The organism is Chlamydia serpentis (assembly GCF_900239945.1).
GTDB lineage: Bacteria > Chlamydiota > Chlamydiia > Chlamydiales > Chlamydiaceae > Chlamydia > Chlamydia serpentis.
Genome location: NZ_LT993738.1, coordinates 1 through 20,592, shown reverse-complemented (window position 1 = coordinate 20,592; position 20,592 = coordinate 1). Strand labels below are relative to the sequence as shown.

Here is a 20,592-nt window from a genome sequence, read left to right as displayed (position 1 = left end):
TAAAAAAAGCTCTTAAGGAATCTTATTCTATGTTGCTCCCTTTAGTTTTAGGATCTTCTTCAAGAAGAAGAAAAGCTATTTTAGAAGATTTTCGATTTCCTTTTACTGTGGTTTCTCCAAATTTTGACGAACGGAAGGTAGCTTTCTGTGGAGACCCTATTGCCTATACGCAAAAACTTGCGACACAAAAAGCATACGCTGTTTCCGCGCTTAGTTCTGATTCTGACTGTATCATTATCACAGCTGATACTATTGTTGTTTACGAGGGTCATATTTTTAATAAGCCTCAAGACAAGGTAGAAGCTATCGATATGCTAAAGACTTTACGAAATCAAACACACACAGTGATCACTAGCCTTGTTGTATTGCATAATAAGAAACTCCTGAAGGGATCTGAAAGTTCTGAAGTCTCATTGACCATGATTCCTGATCATCGTCTAGAGTCTTATATAGAAACTGTTGGAACCTTGAGTAATTGCGGCGCCTATGATCTCTGTAACGGTGGGGGTTTGATTTTCAAGAAGATCCATGGATGTTTTTACAATATTCAAGGTCTCCCTATCCAAACACTGAAATACTTGCTAGAGGAGTTTAACATTGATTTATGGGACTATTCCGCCTAACTCTCCTTGGACTTTTGTTTTCTAGCCTCCCTCTGTCTCTTCTAGCAAAGTTTCCTGAGTCTATAAGCCATAAAATTCTATATATAAGCACACAATCTGTACAGCAAGCATTAAACATTTACCTTCAAGCTTTAGACACCTATGTAGATCATGATTTCTTTGTTTTAAGAAAAATTGGAGAAGATTGTCTGAAAGAAGGCATACGCTCTTCAGATCCCCAGACTAGGAAAAGCGCTATCATCGGCGCAGGACTTGCAGGATCTTCAGAAGGCTTTGACGTTCTTTCCCAAGCTATGGAGACTACCGATCCTCTACAACAACTACTTGTGTTATCTGCGGTGTCAGCATATCTTGGCACAGCCTCTGATCAATTACTCTTTAAGGCTTTAGCATCCCCTTATCCGATAATCCGCCTAGAAGCTGCTTACAAGCTTGCTAATCTGAAAAACACTAAGGTAATCGATCATCTGTATTCTTTTATTTATAAGCTTCCTGAAGAGATCCAATGTTTATCTGCAGCTATATTCCTATGTTTGGAAACGGAGGAATCAGATACTTATATTCGAGAACTTCTAGCTGCTAAAAAAAGCTCTATTCGTAGTGCAACAGCAATACAAATCGGAGAGTATCAACAAAAACGTTTCCTTCCCACACTAAGAAATTTGCTAACAAGTACTTCTCCTCAAGATCAAGAGGCTGTTCTTTATGCTTTAGGGAAACTCAAAGATGGTCAAAGTTATTACGATATAAAAAAGCAATTACAAAAGCCAGACGTCGATGTAGCTTTAGCTGCAGCCCAAGCTTTAATTGCCTTAGGGAAAGAAGATGACGCACTGCCGACTATAAAAAAACAGGTCCTCGAAGAACGGCCGCGAGCTCTATATACCTTAAGACACCTAACTCCGGAAATAGGGATCCCTATTGCCCTTCCAATCTTCCTCAAAACTAAAAATAGCGAAGCCAAATTCAATGTAGCTTTAGCTCTTTTAGAGTTAGGATATGATTCTCCCGAACTACTTGAATATATTTCGGATTGGTTAGTCCAACCACATTACAATGAAACTCTCGCTATGAGTTTTTCTAAAGGGCATGCTTTGCAAAGTTGGAAACGGGTTAGTATGATTTTACCTCAAGATCCGCACGAGAGAGCAAAGTTGCTTTCTACAGCTCGGGTTATCGAAGAGCAAATTTTAATGTGTCTCTTCCGTTTACCAAAAAAAGCTTACCTTCCTTGTATTTATAAGCTTCTGGGGAGTCAGAAAACTCATCTTGCTGCTATAGCAATTTCCTTTTTAAGTCATACCTCAAGTCAAGAAGCTTTGGATTTACTTTTTCAAGCCGCGAAGCTTCCTGGAGAGCCTATCATCCGTGCTTATGCAGATCTCGCAATTTATAATCTTACAAAGGATCCTGAGAAAAAACGATCCCTTCATCGTTATGCCCAGAACTTAATTCAAGAAACGTTATTATTTGTGGACACCGAAAACGAAAGACCTCATCCTACCATGCCATATTTGCGCTATCATATTACTCCAGAAAACCGTACGAAACTTATGTTGGATATTCTAGAAACATTAGTTATCTCTAAGTCTCCTGAAGATATTTGTTTATTAATACAACTCATGGCGAAAGTAGATGCGAAAAACTTGCCGATCCTTGCAGGCTTGCTCATAAAAATTGTGGAATAAATCAAGCTATTTTTATGAAACATTACTACATACTCTTAGTTTTCTTAATCTTCATATGTCCTTCAGCTAATGCCTTGACTCACCAAGAGGCTGTGAAAAAGAAAAATTCCTATCTAAACCACTTTAAAAGCGTTTCTGGGATAGTTACAATCGAAGATGGTGTGCTGAACATCCATAATAATTTGCGTATACAAGCTAATAAAGTATATGTAGAAAATGTAGGTGGACAAGGCTTGAAGCTTGTAGCTCATGGTAACGTCATGGTAAACTATAGAGCTAAAACTCTAGTTTGCGACTATCTAGAGTACTATGAAGATACAGACTCTTGTCTTCTTACTAACGGACGATTCGCCATGTATCCTTGGTTTTTAGGCGGATCTATGATCACCCTCACGCCAGAAACAATAGTCATCCGGAAGGGATACATCTCGACATCTGAAGGTCCCAAGAAAGATCTTTGCCTTTCTGGAGATTACCTTGAATATTCCTCGGATAGTCTTCTTTCAATAGGAAAGACTACATTAAGGTTATATCGTATTCCGATACTCTTCTTGCCTCCATTTTCTATTATGCCTATGGAAATTCCAAAGCCTCCCATAAACTTTCGTGGGGGAACAGGTGGTTTTTTGGGATCTTATTTAGGAATTAGCTACTCGCCCATTGCTAAAAGGCATTTTTCCTCAACATTTTTTTTAGACAGCTTTTTCAAGCATGGTGTAGGAATGGGATTCAACATGCACTGTTCTCAAAAGCAAGCCCCTGAGAATGTTTTCAATATAAAAAGCTATTACGCTCATCGCCTTGCTATTGACATGGCAGAAGCCCATGATCGCTATCGCTTACATGGGGATTTCCATTTCACTCATAAGCATGTAAATTTTTCTGGAGAATACCACCTCAGCGATAGTTGGGAAACCATTGCTGATATCTTTCCTAACAATTTCATGTTAAAAAATACAGGACCCACACGTGTTGATTGCACTTGGAATGACAACTATTTCGAAGGTTATCTAACCTCCTCTGTTAAGGTAAACTCCTTTCAAAACGCAAACCAAGAGCTTCCCTACTTAACGTTAAGGCAATATCCTATCTCCATCTATAAAACAGGAATTTACCTCGAAAACGTTTTAGAATGTGGGTATCTAAACTTTGCTTTTAGTGATAATATCGCTGGGAATAATTTTTCCTCTTTACGTTTTGCTCTACGCCCTAAACTACAGAAAGCCATTTCCCTACCCATAGGGACTCTTTCATCTACACTTACGAGCTCTCTCATTTATTATAGTGATGTTCCTGAGCTCTCTCCTCACCATACTCAACTCTCTGGGAAGCTACAACTTGATTACCGATTTCTATTACATAAGACCTATATACAAAGACGCCATATTATTGAGCCCTTTATTACTTTCATTATGGAAAGTAGCCCTTTAGCCAAAAATGAAGAGCATTATATTTTTTCTATCCAAGATGCTTTCCACGCTTTAAATCTTTTAAAAGCAGGTATAGATACGTCTGTACTGAGTAAAATCAACACTTCATTCCCTAAAATACATGCTAAATTATCAACAACTCATATCTTAAATAATGCCCAAAGTAGAGCTACCTTTCCTAAAACATTATGCGAACTATCTCTACCTTTAGGAAAGAAAAATACGTTTTTAATAAATGCTGAATGGATATGGAAAAAACACTGCTGGGATCATATGAATCTACGTTGGGAATGGATTGGGAGCGATAATATTGCTATGACTTTAGAAGCTCTACATAGGAGCAAATATAGTCTTATTAAATGTGATCGGGAAAATTTTATTTTAGATGTTAGCCGCCCCATTGATCAATTATTAAATTCTCCTTTATCAGATCGTAGAAACCTTATCTTAGGGAAACTATTTGTACGACCTCATCCTTGCTGGAATTACCGCTTATCACTACGTTATGGGTGGCATCGCCAAAACACTCCAAACTATTTAGAGTATCAGATGATCTTAGGAACAAAAATCTTCGAACACTGGCAGCTCTATGGAGTGTATGAACACCGGGAAGCAGATACCCGCTTTTTCTTCTTTCTAAAACTAGACAAACAAAAAAACTTTCTTCCTTATGCTAAAGCATAGCTCTGTTGAAAGCTTCTTAAGAATCCAATGTATTTAAAGAAAAAGCTATTTTTCTAATAAAGGCTATAAAGAAAAGGCTTTTCTATCTCGAAAAGTCTGAGAAGTAGCTATCCAGAATACTGAAGACACTCATTACAGTCACAAGAGTCTAAATTATTGATCAGCTGCAACTTAAAAAAGAATATGCCTACTGCCCAATAAGCAAAAGACAAAATAAAGATCACCTCAGTAAGGTGCCTCTATATAAGCATCAAAATGACCTAATAATAGAGCTGAAATATAATAACGAAGGTGAAGAAAAGGCCCTAAATAACTTTATACATAGAGCCTTAGTATATTATTTTCTAGGGGTTTTGAATTGGATGATTAAAATACAAATTTTCCTCCAAAATCGATATTATAGCTACGAGAAGATCCTCTTAATTCAAATTCGCACTGACTGAATAGTTCGAAATTTGAAGCAAACCTGTAGTGATTACCAGCACCCAAAAGGAGGGCTTGCCTAGACAAACTCGTTGCACAAGTCGACCAAGAATCCCCAGAGATAACAAGAGTTGTAGTACAATCAGGATCACTACGGATAAGATCTGGAACATAAGTTAATGAAAGATCATAGGTCATCTTATCGGCAACTTTCTCAAATTTTATTCCCAATGGCAAAGCTAGGTTGAAGAGCTCTTCACTTTGGAAAAAACGACCCTCTGTTCCGTTTTCTTTAAAATCTTTTTGGTGTGCGTAAACAACCTCTAGATTCACAAAAGGAGTATAACTATCGATCCAAGATCTACCTCCTGAAGTAGCGATAGGAATAGCGCCTCCAATTTTTATATCAAAGGCATCATTTCCCCAGCTTCCCTTGACCGTAGGGTACGCAGTATAATTTGTTTTCATATTATTATCGGTATGGCCATAAGCAAAATGAGCACTAAAAACAAAAGGTAGATAGCTAGCATTTCCTGAGAAAACCTTAGCAAGAGTTTTGGACTCCCCAAGATGTTGATAACCCAAAGCTCCTCCGTAAACATGTGTGTGATTCTTAGCTACTAAATGGTCCTTATCATAGCCAAAGAGCTGACAGAAGCTAAAGTTGAAGAAATTATCAAAAGGAGAGGCAAATCCTGCTCCTAATGCATAGCCTGCGCTAGAATGACGATAACCCCTCTGGTTTCCTTTTTTATCTTCATGCAAAAAATTTGCTATCCCAGATATCCATAAACTCGTTGGAGAAGATAGTGAACCTGTACTTCTTTCCATAAGACTCTGAAGCGAACGAATATCTATAAAAGAGCCCCATAGACTATTGGGAACTAGAGGACCCTGTCTTTCCGGATTAGGTTTATATCCTGTTTTCTTCCAACTTAAAGTAGCATTTTTAGTTTTCGCAGTTGTATCTTCGACCCAAGCAATATGCCAGTTGCCTTGATAACCATAATGGGTTGTTGCACTTAAAGTAGGAACATCAGGGATATCAGCAGTATTAATATCTCCCTGAGCAGAAAGCTCTACTAACGGAAAGTTTTGTTCTTTACTTAGATTATGATGTTCATAAAAGTTTCCCTGAACATCGACCAGCATAATAGGCCCGGATAATACGACGTTCTTATTGGGAGCAGATGCCTTAATAATAGCTTTGTTAGCACCATCTAATGAATCTATATTAATGGCTAAGCCGTTCAGAGTGACTCCCTCAGTATTTGCCTCCAAGGAGGTTCCCCCATCCATAACTACTTTAGATCCCTCTACTTGAGTTATAGTGTTTGCAACGAGGGTTACTCCCTTTTGCAATATTAAAGCACCCGAAGCAATCTCCAGAGGCTGTACAAATACAGACTTAAGATTTTCTATTTTCTTAATTTCCTCTGTTGAAAGTTTTTCTCCTGAAAAGATGATAAGTCCTTCATAAGTATTTCCAGAACTTGCATCTGCTTTATTCAAAGACAACTTGTCAGCAACATTTCCCGAAGTGGTTATAGGATCGTAAAAGAAAATTTTGTTGCCCTTAGTAGCACGGAGGGCTAAAAACTTCGCCCCAGATCCCAGATTTATAGCATTTCTAGTTACACTTGCAGGATTGGCTGTAGTACTTGTAGTATTGCCTTGGAAGGTAATATCTCCAAGATCTGCTGAGATACTAATCTCTCCAGAATCTTTAATTGCAATAGCGCCTCCCTTAGGAGAAGCATTTACGCAGGTATTTTTAGAAAAGAATATTCCTCCCCTTCCTGAGGATAATACCAATTTATCGGTATAGATAGCTCCTCCACTAGTCTTTGCTGTGTTATTAAGAAATTGGAGACTTTCGTTGCCAGAAAAATTCAACGTAGGGCTAGTTCCTGACTTACTACAATAAATAGCTCCTCCTTCGGTCGTTGCTATACAACTATCAAAAAAGATATGTTGGTTATTAGTAATTGCAAGATTCCCTTCTACAGCAATTGCTCCTCCTGATGTGGTTGCAGTATTATGAGCAAAACTCAATACTCCTAGATTGTTAGAAATACTAGCAGTCCCAGAAGCGTAGATTGCTCCTCCTTGTTTTGAAGAGTTATTAGAAAGAAAAGATACAAATTTAGAACTTCCTATTAAAGATAGGTCTTTCGTAGTAATCGCTCCCCCATTTTCAGATGAGACATTCTCAGTAAATGAGATACTTGCATTACCATCAAACACCAAATTATTCACAATTTTAATAGCGCCTTTACCTGTTTGTCTCGGACAGCCAGTCACACGAAGGTTGGAAATATCTAAAAATTTCGTAACTTCTGCAGCTGCTGTATTGCTAACCACAGTTCCTTCAGCACTTGAGACGATATTATTAAAGTTAAAGGAAAACCCATGTCCTGCGAAGATAAGATTACCTGCCGTATTGGAAAAACAACTTGTTGTTAAGGAAGTCTTATTCCCTGCTTCACTAATCGAAACATCACTACTGAGATTGTATGTAGTTCCATTAGCATCTGAGGTTGCGCTTTTAGGAGTAAATTCCTCGGTATTTATATTACCGTTATAGCTGTCACTGCTACCTAAGATGAGATCCGCAGCATGTACGGGTAAACTCATCAAGAGAGGCAAAGTTAGAGATGAAGATATTAATAAAAAGGAAAAAGACGATTTCATGTGAAACCCTCGTTCTATTTAAAATCCCAAACGCTACATAAATAGGAAAAAGGAGGCAATATTAAAAACAATATTTCTTCCAATAGATTTGTTCAGCCTTATTTTTCTTAACACAAAGAAAAGTGTGTAGGTAGCCTTTGTTCAAAGTAAAATGTATATGGCGACAAGAAAAAAGAAGCTTAAAAAGCTAAATCTTCTTTTGACAATTACTTATAAATCAATTAAAATCGATATTTTGCTCCAAAATCTATGTTGTAGTTTCGAGATGATCCTCGCAGTTCAAAAGAAAATTGGCTAAAAGCTTCGAAATCCGAATTAAAAGAATAGTGGTTCCCTGCACGAAGAACTAAAGCTTGCCTAGCCAAGTTCGTCCCGAGGGTTTCCCAAGAGTCCCCACTAATAAGTAGTGTTGTCGTGCAGTTAGGGTTACTGCGAATAAGATCTATAATATAGCCGATCGTTAGATTGTAGGTAGCCTCCTGGGTGTCGGACTCCTTGTCAACTCTTATCCCGATAGGTAAAGCAAGATTGGTAAGACTACTACTTCCAAATTGACGAGCTTCTGATCCCTGTTCCTTAAAGCTTTCTTGGTGAGCATAGATAAATTGTAGTTTGATAAAAGGCATATACTGCTCGAACAGAGCATTGTTGTTCAAAGATATAGGGGCTCTTCCGCTTAGTTCGATAGCAAAACTATCATTTCCCCAATCCCCCATAACAGTAGGATATGCTGTGTACTTGGTCTTCAGATCATTATCAGTATGGGTATAGCTCAGGGATCCTGAAAAGAGAAGAGGAAGCTCTTTAGGAAGATAAGAGAATAAGCATGACTCTTGGTTAGAAGATAAGGAAATATAAGTTTCGTTATGTTGGTAGTAGAGAGTTCCCCCGTAGACTGTACCTTGATTCTTAGTTACAAGATAATCCCTATCCCTTCCAAAAAGCTGACAAAAAGCACCACTGAAAATCTTATCTGAACAGGTTTGGAAGTGTCCTCCCAAAACATAGCCCCCACTCAAATGGCGAAAACCACGTTGCGTTTTTGTACTATCTTTATGAAAAAAATTCGATAGCCCTGCAGCCCAAACGACACGTGATCCCTGCATCCCATCTGTTGCGGTTTCTACAAGATGGTGAAGCGAGCTGATATCTATAAACGCATTCCATAAGCTGTTAGGAACTAAAGAGCCGACACGTTCGGGATTAGGAATATATCCTGTTTTTGTCCAATTAAAGGTAGCTGTAGATGGGCTTCCCACACTCCAAGAAATCTGTCCCCAAGTTCCTTGATAACCATAATGAAACTTTTCAGCCATTACAGGCTCTGGAGCTACTCCAGTGTGTGTGACAGTTCCTGAAGCTTTAAGATCTAAAATTGTATATGCCTGAGAATTACGTAGGCTATGATTTTCATAAAAGTTTCCACTCGCATCCCATAAAGTAATGGCTCCCGACAAAGTCAAATTCTTGGTTGCACCTTTGGTTTCAATTTTTGCCTGCTTTGAGCCATCTATAGAACTGATGTTAAGGATTAAATTATCTATAGTACTCGTATCGAAAGCCTCTAGGGAAGTTCCCATATCCATCTCGAGGCGAGAATCAGGTTCCTGGGTAAATGCCTGTGTTTGCAGGATGGCTCCCTGTTTCAAAGACAGAGTTCCTGCTACAAGAGTAACGGGCTGTAGAAGTTGTGAAGTAAGATTCTTAGTATCTAAAAGCTCGCTCTCTGAAAGCTGTTCGCCCGTAAATATAATGTTGCCTATATACTTGAAGGGAGAAGAAGTAGGGGGCTCATTAATCTTTAACACATCCGTAAGTACTGTAGTTCCTGTTACAGTTATCGGATCATAAAAGTAAATACTCTGACCCGAAGCAGCACGTAAAACTGTGAGTTTTGCATTAGTTCCTAAGTCTATACTATTCCTATTCGTCACAGGATTAGTAGAAGTGACTGTATTTCCTAAAAAGACGATGTCACCAAGGTCTGCAGATAAGCTTAACTCTCCACTACTTTCAATAGCTACTGCTCCTCCTTTAGGAGTTGTCCCTCCATTCACGGTATTACCATTAAATAACGTAAGACCTCCAGTAGCGAGCTCTAGCTTTTTCACATGGATAGCGCCTCCTGCTGTAGTTGACATGTTGTTGCTAAAAACCAACGTACGATTTCCACTTAAAGTAACCTGAGTATCTGTATTAGCTTTATAAGCGCAGATCGCTCCACCGGACATACTCCCTATTGTTGAGGAACTCGTCCCAGTAACCTTATTACCAATAAAGGAGACTTTAGCGTTATCAGAAATAATAACACTTGATTCTGTAAAAATTGCTGCTCCGGAATCTTTAGAGGTATTTTCAGAAAAAGAAATTTCCCCTTCGTTTCCAGTAATTGTAATAACTTCAGGAGCATGAATCGCACCACCTTTCTTTAAAGACTGGTTTTTAGAAAATAGTGCTGATATTGTCGTTCCTTTTAATAAAAGGGTTTTTGTCTTAATAGCACCGCCATCTTCTGTTGAAAAGTTTTTGCTAAAGAGTAAGCTGTTATTTTTATCAAAACCTAAACTATTAGTAATACTAAAAGCTCCTTGACCATTGTTGACTACATCTCCAGGAGTCGAAATAAAAGAAAGTAGAGAAAAGCCTGAGAATGTCGTGGTTTTGTCTACGACAATGCTGCTAATAGCAGCACCTGGTACATTACCTGCATTTACCGTATTGAAAGCTAGGGAATTTCCATTTCCTATAAAGATCAAGTCTCCCTTAGTATTAGTAAAACAGCTCTTTATAATTGCTGTTCCTTTCCCAGGAATGTTTTGTATACTGATGTTTCCCTTAAACAGGTATGTCGTTCCATCGTCTGCCTGACTCTCATAAATCGAAAAGTTCCCATTTTCATTTCCATTGAAATTAGCACTCGAATCCAAAATTATCTCAGCAGCACTTATAGAAAGAGGAAGCACAGTAAAAGCAGAAAATATAAACTTAGGAAAAGAAGCGTTCATTACCAAAACATTTTTTAATTTAAGTCTTAAGACTTCAGCAAATACATCAATAGGATAAACAAGGCAAGAGATTCACTTTAAAAGTAAAGATTGACTTCGCCCTTACTAAGCAAGCATTTGCTATTTAAATGAAGCTATTCTCTCTAAAGAATCACCTCCTATTAATATGTCTTTAAGACACGTATGAGTGAAAACCTTAGCAAAGGCTTGTTAAGAATATTACTTAAAAATGAAAATCCTTAAAATTGACATCAGACAATTATCCAAGAAGAAAAGAGTCGCGTTCAAAAGACCTCTAAATTATATGCTCAAATCATTAGTTCCTTATTATCACAAATAGGTAAAATCTTTGATTTTAAGAAGATCACTTTGAAGGCCAAAATTTCTTCATTGTAAATTTCTTAGCTGTCGATCTCTCAACTATCTCAGATTCTAAATTAGCTAAACGAGATTGAGCAGCTCGGAACTTACAATAAGCTAAATGGAGGGCTTGTTTTTCAGATTCTTGTTGTTTGCTCTCATCTTCAATACAGATCTCTTGACTCAGTAGAGCTTCTTCATCAAATTTCATAGCCTCCAGAGCCATCTTGAAAGCTCGGTATTTCTCTGTCATCCTATGAACCTTTGCTTCAGCCTGAGCTCTCTCTTCCTCGTGATACTTAAGGTACAGCTTAGAATAGGGGCTTAAACATTCCAACATCTCTTCCCATTTGTTTGTTAGAGAATGGAAATCAGAAGTAGCTTCAACAGCTGTTTCTCGTATAAACTTTAGCCCTGCATCTTCTAGTTTCTTTTTACTTTCTTGAAGAAGACATTTTTGCTCCAGAATATCAAGATCAAGATTTAAGAATCTTCCAGCTTCCTGTTTAACGGCTATGCCGATCTCTTGTAATCTGGAAACTAAATGATTCCACCTAATATATATAGATTCGAATCTCATATCGCCTTCAAAAGACGACTTCGCTACCATTATCAGCTTCGAACAACTATCGCTCTTAATATATGCTTTTTCTAAAGCTTGTCTAACAGGGAGTAGGGGCAGTTCCTCTTTAGCAATAAGACTTTCTATACTCTCAATCTGAGAAGTAATTCCCTTTAACTCTAATGTCAAAACATCTAGCCTCTCCCTGATATCTCGCACTTCTACTTTACTTACCTCTTCTTCAAAAATAGGATTTATTTTATTAAAACACTTGACCAATGTTTCTATCTTTGCAGAAGTCGCTTCTACAAAATTAGATGCATCCCTAAGTTTATCGTCAATTTCTCTCTTCTTCTCAAGTGTCATTCTTGGTAGTGACTGATTCTTTCTAAGGTTTCGGACAAACTCTTTAAGAGATTCCCAAGCATCCTCTTGAAGAGATTTAAAGTCACCAGCCAGTTCCTTTGCTGATTTAATAACATCGCTTCGCAGTGGAAGAATGATAGAGCGCTCTTCAGACTCAGTTTGTTCTTCTGGGATAGACTCTATATCGGGATAGAACCCTTTGACGACCTCTAATCTATTCTTTGCTTTTTCGTATTCAGATCTTCGAAACTGTTCCCAAGAAGAGATAAAAGAACTTTCAATCTGCTTTAAGTCCTTTTGATTTTTTAAATTAATTTTAGCATTCGTATATGCTAAGGCTTGATTTTTCAAAGCCAACTTCTTATTCCATTCTTGACTGTTCTCCATTTCACTCAGCTTATTTCTAGAAATAATGTCAGATAAATTCCAATCTTGAACATTCGTAGTTATATCGACCACATTATCATCACTTAATCCAAAAAATACCTTCCTATGAGTATGTAGACACATATCGGTCAACTCTTGTTTCTTTTTCTCAATTATCTCCTTGTTATCTTCCCATTGAAATAGAGAATTTTCATGTAGCAGGTGCATCTTTGCAGACATTAGACCTAGGTTTCTATAGCTCTTTTCTAAACTCCCATAAACAGTATTCTCTAGCAATACACAATTCTTTTCGAATATCTCCTTTGCTACGCCATGGTCTCTTATCTTAGCAACACCTAGAGTCTCTAAAATAGCTTCTGTCAAATTCATAAACCTTGTTATCGTTTTCTGGAAAAAATTAATAAACCGTACACCTATAGGACAATCAGGGTAACAAGCTGTTATATCCTTTAAATTATCTAAGTCATAATCCCGTGCTACAATTTCTCTGTTAACTAAACTCTCACCAATTGCCCGAAAGTGTTTATGCATAGAGACAACATGAAACTCCTCTTCTTCAAGAATACGTCTGATATCCACAAGCTCTGGAATAATTCCTTCTAAAGATGCCGTTAGAATTTTTAATTTGTGTTTAGTGTTCTCAGTCACTCCTTCATCATTGTAAGGAAAACTCTTCATCTTCTCTAAACCAACCTCTACAGATTGAATGTAACCTTCAAATGAACTAAGCTCTTGATTCAGCCTTTCTATAGTTGTTTCAACCTGCTGCTTCCGTTCAATATCCTGTTGTTCCACAACCTGCTGTTCTTCGACGATACCACCTTCTTCAACCACTATCTCATCAAAGGTATCTTGCACTAAAGGCACTGCTTCTTTTTTCAAGATTAAAAACAAACCCAAACAAAATAAAATACCTCCTAAAGCACAGGATCCAATTCCTGTTCCTAAGGAAATTATTGAGCTTAACCCTGGAATTAGCACAGTAAAGAGCACAATTCCACCCGCAATCAAAATAATACTACAAGCTAATAGAGATATTCCAAGAATACGAAGTTTACTAATTGGACGATGATGATCCCTTTGCAAAGAGGTTGTAGAAATAGAAGGTGATATTGATGTCATTGATTTCAATCAAAGTGTTAATAAAAAACTGCACAAAGATCTTAAAACAAAACCCCTTAATAAAAAATTCTTAAAGTTTACGTATATTAAAAGGTAAAGAAGGGATTTATCCATAACAAGTCATTAATTACTTAATGGTTACGTGCGAATTGACAATAAAATTAAAAAATCTATTTTTTAGATTACTTACTTTAAATTCACCCGACAGAGCTTAACTTCTAAAGGATTTTCTCCCAGAGAGTATGATAAAAACTAGAAAAGCATTTGGGTTTTGTAAAATATAAAATTTATTCGGAGAAGACGGGATCACCTCTAGAGGAGATCTAGAAACAGACAAAAAAGAGTATGTTACTTTCATTTTCAAGAAGCACTTTTTACCTAAAAACGAAACTTACTCCCACAATTTATATTATAATTGCGAGAATGAGGTCGCCATTCTACACCCCCTTCACAAAAGAATTCTGTGTAATCATTGAAATTGTAACGACTCATTCCACGACCAACAAAAGCATGTTTTGATAAGTTTGTTGCTGATGTCAGCCAGGAGTCTCTACTAATAACTAACCCACCTTCGCATGAAGGATTATTGCGGAAAAGATCAGGAACGTAAGAGAAACTAAAATCATAGAGTAAATTTTCAGAGGGGGCAAGTTTTTCAAAACGCACCCCTAGAGGAAGAGAAATACATGTCAAACTACCTCTGCTGAACCTACGACCATTTGTAATAGTTTCTTTAAAAGATCTTTGATAAGCGTACACTAATTGCAACTTCATAAACGGTATTGCAGCTTGGAAAACTCTACCATTCTCAAATAGCAATAACGGCATACTTGCTCCACAATTCATAGCACAGCAATTGTTCCTCCAGCTGTTTCTCACCATAGGAATATCTGTATAGTCTGTTTTCATGTGATTGCAGACATGTCCATAAGTACATAGAAATTGAAAGATCAGAGGAGGATTTTGAGGAACCCTTCTTATCGGAATACCAACTTTCAGATTATGACTACGTGCGACATAATGGAAGATGGTATTTAGAGATGTTGTGTATTGACAGAGATAAGATCCTAAATACATTCTATATTCATTTTTAGAGACCGCATAGTCTTTATCCCTACTGAAAATTTGAGAAAATGCTAAAGAAGTATAATGCGTAGGAGTTAACTCATTATTTATAGATAAAACATACCCAGCACTGTTATGACGATACCTTTTATTCTTCTCTGATGCAGATAAGTGGAAGAAATTTCCGATCCCATCAATACAAATACTACGATCTGTCTGAAGGCTCCACCCATAGCTTTCTTGGATGTGCATTAATGATTTTATATCTATAAAATTCCCCCACAAGATATTAGATACTAAATTTCCTTCTTTTTCAGGGCTAGGACGATATCCTGTTTTATGCCACGCAAGTTCTCCGACCTGCCTTCCTGTTCCCGACCAAGCTAACTTCCAACTCCCTTGAAAGCCAAAGTGAGGATTCTCTGATATAGAGTTAAGAACAGTGACTGCGGCACCAGTTCCAGGTTCTAAAACAAGTAAAGAGAAGTTCTGATCATTTCTCATACCAACATTGTCATAAACAATACCAGCTGTGATAAGTTCAATAGGACTTGTGATAGATATTTGTTTATTTGCCTTTATAACTGCTGGTATTGAGGATGAAGTCAAAGTATCTATATTAATAGCGAGTTTCGTTATTGTAATGTCTTCTTTAGAGGCTTGAAGTCTCGTTCCTAAATCCATAATTAAGCGTGATTCTGGAGATTGAGTAAACTTGGAGACTGTTAAATCTGCACCTCCCTTAAGAACTAATGAGCCTGCTGAAAGATTCACATTCTGTGGGATCACAGATTGAAAATTCTTAATGTCTTTTGATATACTCTTGGCTCCAGAAAAGAGGATGCTCCCTGTATATACTTTATTTTTAGGATCTCCGTTAATATTCAAATTAGTCGATCCGTCTGCTTCAGAAGTAATAGGATCATAAAATTCTACAGAAAATCCATCTCTTGCTTGTAACTTAAGGAATTTAGCATTACTTCGAAGATGGAGAGCATTTAGAGTATTATTGCTGGTATGATTTCCTTGAAAGGTAATATTCCCTTGCTCTGCTGTTAGTATCAACTCTCCTCCAGAATCAATCGTAATAGCTCCACCTAGATTTGTCGAATTCATATCAACTATGTTATTGATAAATAAAGTAGGTCCTCCTGAAGAGATAGTCAATCTCCTAGCATAAATAGCTCCGCCTCCAATTATAGACCTGTTTCTTTCGAAAATGACTCCTTTATTGCCAGATAAAGTTAGAACCGGAACAGGGGCACTGCTGCCTGATTGAGGAAGACAGCATATTGCTCCCCCCTGACCTATATCAGTAGTCAATGCCTGATTATCCCTAAATATAACATGCGTATTCTGAGAAATATCTATATCCCCATTAGAATACAATGCCCCGCCCAAGCCGTTCTTAGCATTATTTTGTAAGAAACTTACCGCACCCTGGTTTACCATAATTTGTATAGAACCTGAAGCATGAATAGCTCCACCACTAGAGACCGCTTCATTGTCATAGAACATCACAGAATTGTAGTTACCCGCTAGAGTGACATTTCCAGCGTTAATAGCACCGCCTTTAGTCTTACTTCTATTTTTTTCAAAACGGATTAAATTATTATTTAAGAGCATAAGAGCATTTTTCACATAAAAACATCCCTGCTCTCCTATATCGCTAGGACTCTCAATAAATGATAATAAGGAAAATCCAGAAAAGCGTACTGTTGCTTGAGTACCTTTAGAAGAAAGTACAACTCCTTCTAAAGTAGTTCCTGATTTAATATTCCTACAGTATAGTCTGTGCTCATTTCCTAAAAACGTCATACTTCCTGAAGTGACGTCAAAACAAGCTTTATTTACTGAAGAATTATCCACATTAGATATTGAGACGTCACCTGCGAGGTTGTATACATCATCAGGTTGAACATCATAAGAGTAGGAAATCTTACCGTTTCCATTAAAACTATTTTCAGGACCTAAAGGAAGTACAGCAGCACCCAATGAAGTATAAGTTATAGATAGCACCATCAGAGCAACAATTGCTGGCAATCTATATTGCATACGTCTCATTTCTAGCACCAAAATAAAAACAAGCCTATTTTTTAGAAATACTTCAACAAAGATAAGAAAGCAAGTCGATTATAATAATTTATTGTTAGTTCAAAATAATAAAATAAATATGCAGCGAAGATATTGAGCTTATCTGTATTCTTCTTAAGTTCAAGACCTGGAAGCGACTATAAGGGAGCTCATTTGACTTGCTTGCCTTTTTAAAAAGCAAGAAACTAAGATTTAAATAAAAAGCACGTATCAGAGCATTCTAAATACGTGCTTTTTTATTTTTGAGGAACTTTAGTTTTTATCTAATTCTAGGAGCAACAGTTCATTAACTCGTTTAGGAGGAGCTTTTCCTTCTGTACACTTCATAATCTGCCCGACTAAAAATCCTAGAGCTTTGATTTTTCCATTCTTATAATCGATAACAGACTCAGGATTTTTGAGAACCACTTCAGTAATGATTGCCTGTAATGCGGACTCATCCGCCATAGGAAGAAGGCCAGGATTCTCTTTAAGAATTTCACTAGGATTTTTCCCTGGTGACTCTATCATGATATCAGCAATTTCTTTAGCAATCTTTCCTGTGACAATACCTTGGTCGATAGCATTAACTAACTGAGCTACTCCCTGAGGGAAAATTCCTGAAGAGGGTAGTTTTAGCCCCAAAGTTTTGCACCGACCTCCAAATTCTACAGTTATCCAGTTGGATAAAGATCGGAAATTCTTACAGTCTTTACAGGCAGCTTCAAAAAATGCGGCTGTATACTTATCACTAATAAGAATAACGGCAATATCTTCAGACAGACCGTAATCTTTAATATAGCGATGATATTTATCATATGGAAGCTCGGGCAATGTTTTGCGAACCTCTTCAATATATGCCTCTGTCAACTGCAGGGTCGGTAAATCAGGTTCAGGAAAATACTTATAATCTTCAGCACTCTCTTTAAGACGCATTAAAATGGTTTTTTTCTTCTCAGGATCCCAACGGTAAGTAGCTGCAGGAATTACAACTTTAGGATCTTCACTTGGATTTGCGAGATATTCATCAACCTGACGTCGTTTTTCTGCTTCTAAAGCTTGGGCCATAAAAGCAAATGAATTCATATTTTTGATTTCCACCTTATTGCGAAGTTCTTGAGCTCCTTTAGGACGCACAGAAATATTCACATCAAAACGGATAGAACCTTCTTCCATGTTACAGTCAGAGATCCCGATATAGTCTAATAGCGAGACTAAAGCAGTTGCATAAGCAACAGCATCTTCAGGAGAAAACATACAAGGCTTCGAGACGATCTCAATCAGAGGAACTCCTGCACGATTGTAGTCGACACCAGCGAACTCTCCAAAGTGCTTTAACATTCCAGCATCATCTTCTATATGAGTTTGGGCCAACTCGAAATAACGTTCTTTCCCTTGAACAATAGCCTTAACGTGGCCTCCTCTGACAATAGGATATTCAAATTGTGTTATTTGGAAATTTCTAGGACTATCAGGATAGAAATATGACTTTCTATCAAAACGACTAAACAAAGAAATTTCTCCTTGAATTGCACAGCCGAAAAGTACTGCTTTATGAACAGCAGCTTTATTCAATACAGGTAAAGACCCAGGCAATCCTGTACATACAGTAGAGATATTGGTATTCGGCTCATCTCCAAAACGGTTTAAAGCAGGGCTAAATAATTTTGATACTGTATTTAATTCTACATGAACTTCAAGTCCTATCACAGATTCCCAGTCTGCGTAAACAGCGCTCATTATTTACCTCCTAGAACTATAGTTTGAGCATATCTCTCAGCAAATAATTGCTTAATCTGAGCATGTTCTTGAAAACTATAGCCTATCTGACACACTTGCTGATCCTGACCTTGCTCTCCAATGATTTGCAATCCTAGAGGCAAGCCTTCTTTAGAAAATCCAGAAGGAACTGCCATGGCAGGAAGATATGCTAAATTCATAGCGACGGTGTAGATATCCTGTAAATATAAAGTAATAGGATCTAAAATTTCTCCTATTGCAAAAGCAGGAGTCGCACAGACAGGCATTGCTAAGATTTCACACTTTTCAAATACTGTTTTAAAGGCTTTTATAATCTTGGCGCGAACCGCTGTAGCTTTCTTATAATAAATATTTTGCCTCTCTGCAGACAAAACATAATTTCCTAAAAGAATCCTACGCATCACTTCTTTTCCAAAACTTTCTGCCCGAGACAACTCATAAATATCACTAATCGTATGAGCCTCAACAGAACGAAAGCCATAACGGATCCCATCAAATCTAGCTAAATTAGTTGCTGCTTCTGCAGATGCTAAAATGTAGTATATAGATACCGCATGACTAAGAATATCCAAATCCACATCTATAATATGTGCACCCTTATCCTCAAAAACAGCTAAAGAAGAGAAAAAATTTTCTTTAACATCGTCACGGAGTCCCTCTAAAAATGTTCTAGGAATTCCAATAAGCTTAGGGACTTCCATTGACAACTTACTGACAAAAGAATCTTTAAAAAAAGCTCTTGATGTCATATCTTTAGGATCTTTACCTGCACAAACATCCATCATAAGAGCTACGTCTTCTACAGTATTGGCTAAAGGGCCAATTTGATCTAAGGAGGAGGCGAAAGCTACTAAGCCGTAACGAGAAACTGCTCCGTAGGAAGGCTTAAAACCAACAACGCCACAAAATGCTGCAGGCTGACGGATAGACCCTCCTGTATCTGATCCTAGGGCTACAGGACAAAATTTTGCAGAGACTGCAGCAGCAGAGCCTCCAGAAGAGCCTCCAGGAACACGAGATAAATCCCAAGGATTATAGGTAGGATGAAAAGCAGAGTAGCGTGTTGTTGATCCCATAGCAAACTCATCCATATTGAGTTTGCCTAAGATAATACCGTCTTCTTTTTCTATTCTTTCTACAACCGTAGCATTGAATGAGGCTCGGTAATTTTCTAACATACGAGACGCACAGGTAGTATTCAACCCTACAACATGGATGTTATCTTTAATTCCTATAGGAACACCTGCAAGTTTCCCTAGAGATTCGCCACGTTCACGCTTAATATCAATAAGCTCAGCTTGTTCTAAAGCACGTTCCTTACATAAAGATATAAACGCGCCTACTTGTCCTTCGGCTTCTTCTATTCTATGGAAAAAATGCTGAGTGACTCCTGTCGCTGTAAGTTCACCTAAAGTTACGGCCTTTGCCAACTCTAAAGCACTATATCGGTACATGACTTCTTGGGCCCCCTTACTTGATAACTGCGGGGACTTTTACTAGCCCCCCTAAAGACTCTGGAACGTTACTTAAGAATTCTTGTCGAGTAAAATCTGGAATAACCGCATCTTCTCTTAAGTCTTCAAGACTCACCACATGGGTTAGCAAAGGTTCTGAAGTTACATCCTCAATGTCTATGGAAAGCGCTTCTTTCATAGAAGCAATAACAGCACTTAAAGAAGTCTGGTACTCCTGTATAAGCTCTTCAGAGAGTTTCAGTGCTGAGGCTTTTGCCAAAAGTAAAATTTCTTCCCTGTCTAAATGAAATTGCTCCATAATATTATCCTAAATTGCAACTTATGAAAACGTCCTTTTTTCTCAGGGGAAGTGAAAAAGATGTGTATCTACACCTGGAAAGTTGACATTTTATTTTGAACTCTCCTTTTGTAATCATAAAAACCAGGAGCTTTATCAAGTTCAAAAACTTCTTGAATAACTTAAACCTTTGTATGCAAAAAGTCAACGAGACAGAAACTCTTCGGCAAAGAAGTCTTTTGAAAAAAAAAGTTTATTAAATTACAAAAAAGATTAAAAGATGGAATTAAGCATACATCACTTAGGAGAAAAGCAATGCTAGGCAAAATTATTCGAGGATTATCCTCTCTTATTGTTGTTCTTGGCGCATTGAATGTGGGAATTATAGGAATAACTCATAATAAATTAAATATTATTGCCAAGTTGTGTGGAGGTATTTCTACTCCTGCCACCCAAATTACCTATATTGTCATTGGAATCGCTGGCATTATTTGCTTGTTAAGCTTTTGTCGCTGCTGCAGCAAAAAATCCCATTGTTCACAAGGAGACAGTTGTTCTTCTGGAAACTGCCATTCTCATCACTCTGAGAAAAACTAG

The 20,592-nt window shown here is 37.5% G+C and carries 11 protein-coding genes; 4 read left to right on the top strand and 7 right to left on the bottom strand.

Going from position 1 to position 20,592, the window contains the following annotated elements:
* Positions 1 to 29: 29 nt before the first annotated feature.
* The 3 genes from C834KP_RS00055 to C834KP_RS00045 are packed head-to-tail and all read left to right on the top strand — an operon-like array spanning position 30 to position 4,425.
* Complete coding sequence (locus C834KP_RS00055) at positions 30 to 623, top strand: Maf family nucleotide pyrophosphatase (protein WP_108896196.1); 594 nt, start codon at positions 30 to 32, stop codon at positions 621 to 623.
* Complete coding sequence (locus C834KP_RS00050; RefSeq protein ID WP_108896195.1) at positions 605 to 2,311, top strand: HEAT repeat domain-containing protein; 1,707 nt, start codon at positions 605 to 607, stop codon at positions 2,309 to 2,311. The genes C834KP_RS00055 and C834KP_RS00050 overlap by 19 nt, the downstream gene beginning before the upstream one ends.
* A gap of 14 nt (positions 2,312 to 2,325) precedes the next feature.
* Positions 2,326 to 4,425, top strand: coding sequence for a CT351 family outer membrane beta-barrel protein (locus C834KP_RS00045; RefSeq protein ID WP_108896194.1), 2,100 nt, complete (start codon positions 2,326 to 2,328; stop codon positions 4,423 to 4,425).
* 366 nt (positions 4,426 to 4,791) lie between these two features.
* Here the strand turns inward: C834KP_RS00045 and C834KP_RS00040 are convergent, their stop codons facing one another.
* The 7 genes from C834KP_RS00040 to gatC all read right to left on the bottom strand — a co-directional run bounded on the left by C834KP_RS00040 (position 4,792) and on the right by gatC (position 20,016).
* The gene (locus C834KP_RS00040) at positions 4,792 to 7,542 is read right to left on the bottom strand and encodes a polymorphic outer membrane protein middle domain-containing protein (protein ID WP_108896193.1); all 2,751 of its coding nucleotides are present in this window, start codon (positions 7,540 to 7,542) and stop codon (positions 4,792 to 4,794) included.
* A 221-nt stretch (positions 7,543 to 7,763) separates the two neighbouring features.
* On the bottom strand, positions 7,764 to 10,547 hold the full coding sequence (locus tag C834KP_RS00035) for an autotransporter domain-containing protein (protein ID WP_108896192.1): 2,784 nt from the start codon (positions 10,545 to 10,547) through the stop codon (positions 7,764 to 7,766).
* Between the two features lie 364 nt (positions 10,548 to 10,911).
* Positions 10,912 to 13,344: a DUF1978 domain-containing protein gene (locus tag C834KP_RS00030; RefSeq protein WP_108896191.1), complete on the bottom strand. Its 2,433-nt coding sequence runs from the start codon at positions 13,342 to 13,344 to the stop codon at positions 10,912 to 10,914.
* Between the two features lie 378 nt (positions 13,345 to 13,722).
* Entirely contained in the window at positions 13,723 to 16,473 is a 2,751-nt protein-coding gene (locus tag C834KP_RS00025; protein ID WP_108897103.1) for a polymorphic outer membrane protein middle domain-containing protein, read from the bottom strand.
* A 282-nt stretch (positions 16,474 to 16,755) separates the two neighbouring features.
* Positions 16,756 to 18,222 (bottom strand): Asp-tRNA(Asn)/Glu-tRNA(Gln) amidotransferase subunit GatB, encoded by a 1,467-nt coding sequence (gatB, locus tag C834KP_RS00020; protein WP_108896190.1) that lies wholly within the window; start codon positions 18,220 to 18,222, stop codon positions 16,756 to 16,758.
* Entirely contained in the window at positions 18,222 to 19,697 is a 1,476-nt protein-coding gene (gatA, locus tag C834KP_RS00015) for an Asp-tRNA(Asn)/Glu-tRNA(Gln) amidotransferase subunit GatA (RefSeq protein WP_108896189.1), read from the bottom strand. The genes gatB and gatA overlap by 1 nt, the downstream gene beginning before the upstream one ends.
* Positions 19,698 to 19,713: 16 nt before the next feature.
* Entirely contained in the window at positions 19,714 to 20,016 is a 303-nt protein-coding gene (gatC, locus tag C834KP_RS00010) for an Asp-tRNA(Asn)/Glu-tRNA(Gln) amidotransferase subunit GatC (protein WP_108896188.1), read from the bottom strand.
* A gap of 294 nt (positions 20,017 to 20,310) precedes the next feature.
* Between gatC and C834KP_RS00005 the strand changes: the two genes are divergently transcribed.
* A complete protein-coding gene (locus tag C834KP_RS00005) occupies positions 20,311 to 20,592 on the top strand; it encodes a DUF378 domain-containing protein (RefSeq protein WP_108896187.1) in 282 nt (93 codons plus the stop codon).

Bases quoted from the DNA above. Each gene is read 5' to 3' on its own strand.
- C834KP_RS00055 (WP_108896196.1), top strand. From the start codon at position 30: ATGTTGCTCCCTTTAGTTTTAGGATCTTCTTCAAGAAGAAGAAAAGCT.
- C834KP_RS00050 (WP_108896195.1), top strand. From the start codon at position 605: ATGGGACTATTCCGCCTAACTCTCCTTGGACTTTTGTTTTCTAGCCTC.
- C834KP_RS00045 (WP_108896194.1), top strand. From the start codon at position 2,326: ATGAAACATTACTACATACTCTTAGTTTTCTTAATCTTCATATGTCCT.
- C834KP_RS00040 (WP_108896193.1), bottom strand. From the start codon at position 7,542: ATGAAATCGTCTTTTTCCTTTTTATTAATATCTTCATCTCTAACTTTG.
- C834KP_RS00035 (WP_108896192.1), bottom strand. From the start codon at position 10,547: ATGAACGCTTCTTTTCCTAAGTTTATATTTTCTGCTTTTACTGTGCTT.
- C834KP_RS00030 (WP_108896191.1), bottom strand. From the start codon at position 13,344: ATGACATCAATATCACCTTCTATTTCTACAACCTCTTTGCAAAGGGAT.
- C834KP_RS00025 (WP_108897103.1), bottom strand. From the start codon at position 16,473: ATGAGACGTATGCAATATAGATTGCCAGCAATTGTTGCTCTGATGGTG.
- gatB (WP_108896190.1), bottom strand. From the start codon at position 18,222: ATGAGCGCTGTTTACGCAGACTGGGAATCTGTGATAGGACTTGAAGTT.
- gatA (WP_108896189.1), bottom strand. From the start codon at position 19,697: ATGTACCGATATAGTGCTTTAGAGTTGGCAAAGGCCGTAACTTTAGGT.
- gatC (WP_108896188.1), bottom strand. From the start codon at position 20,016: ATGGAGCAATTTCATTTAGACAGGGAAGAAATTTTACTTTTGGCAAAA.
- C834KP_RS00005 (WP_108896187.1), top strand. From the start codon at position 20,311: ATGCTAGGCAAAATTATTCGAGGATTATCCTCTCTTATTGTTGTTCTT.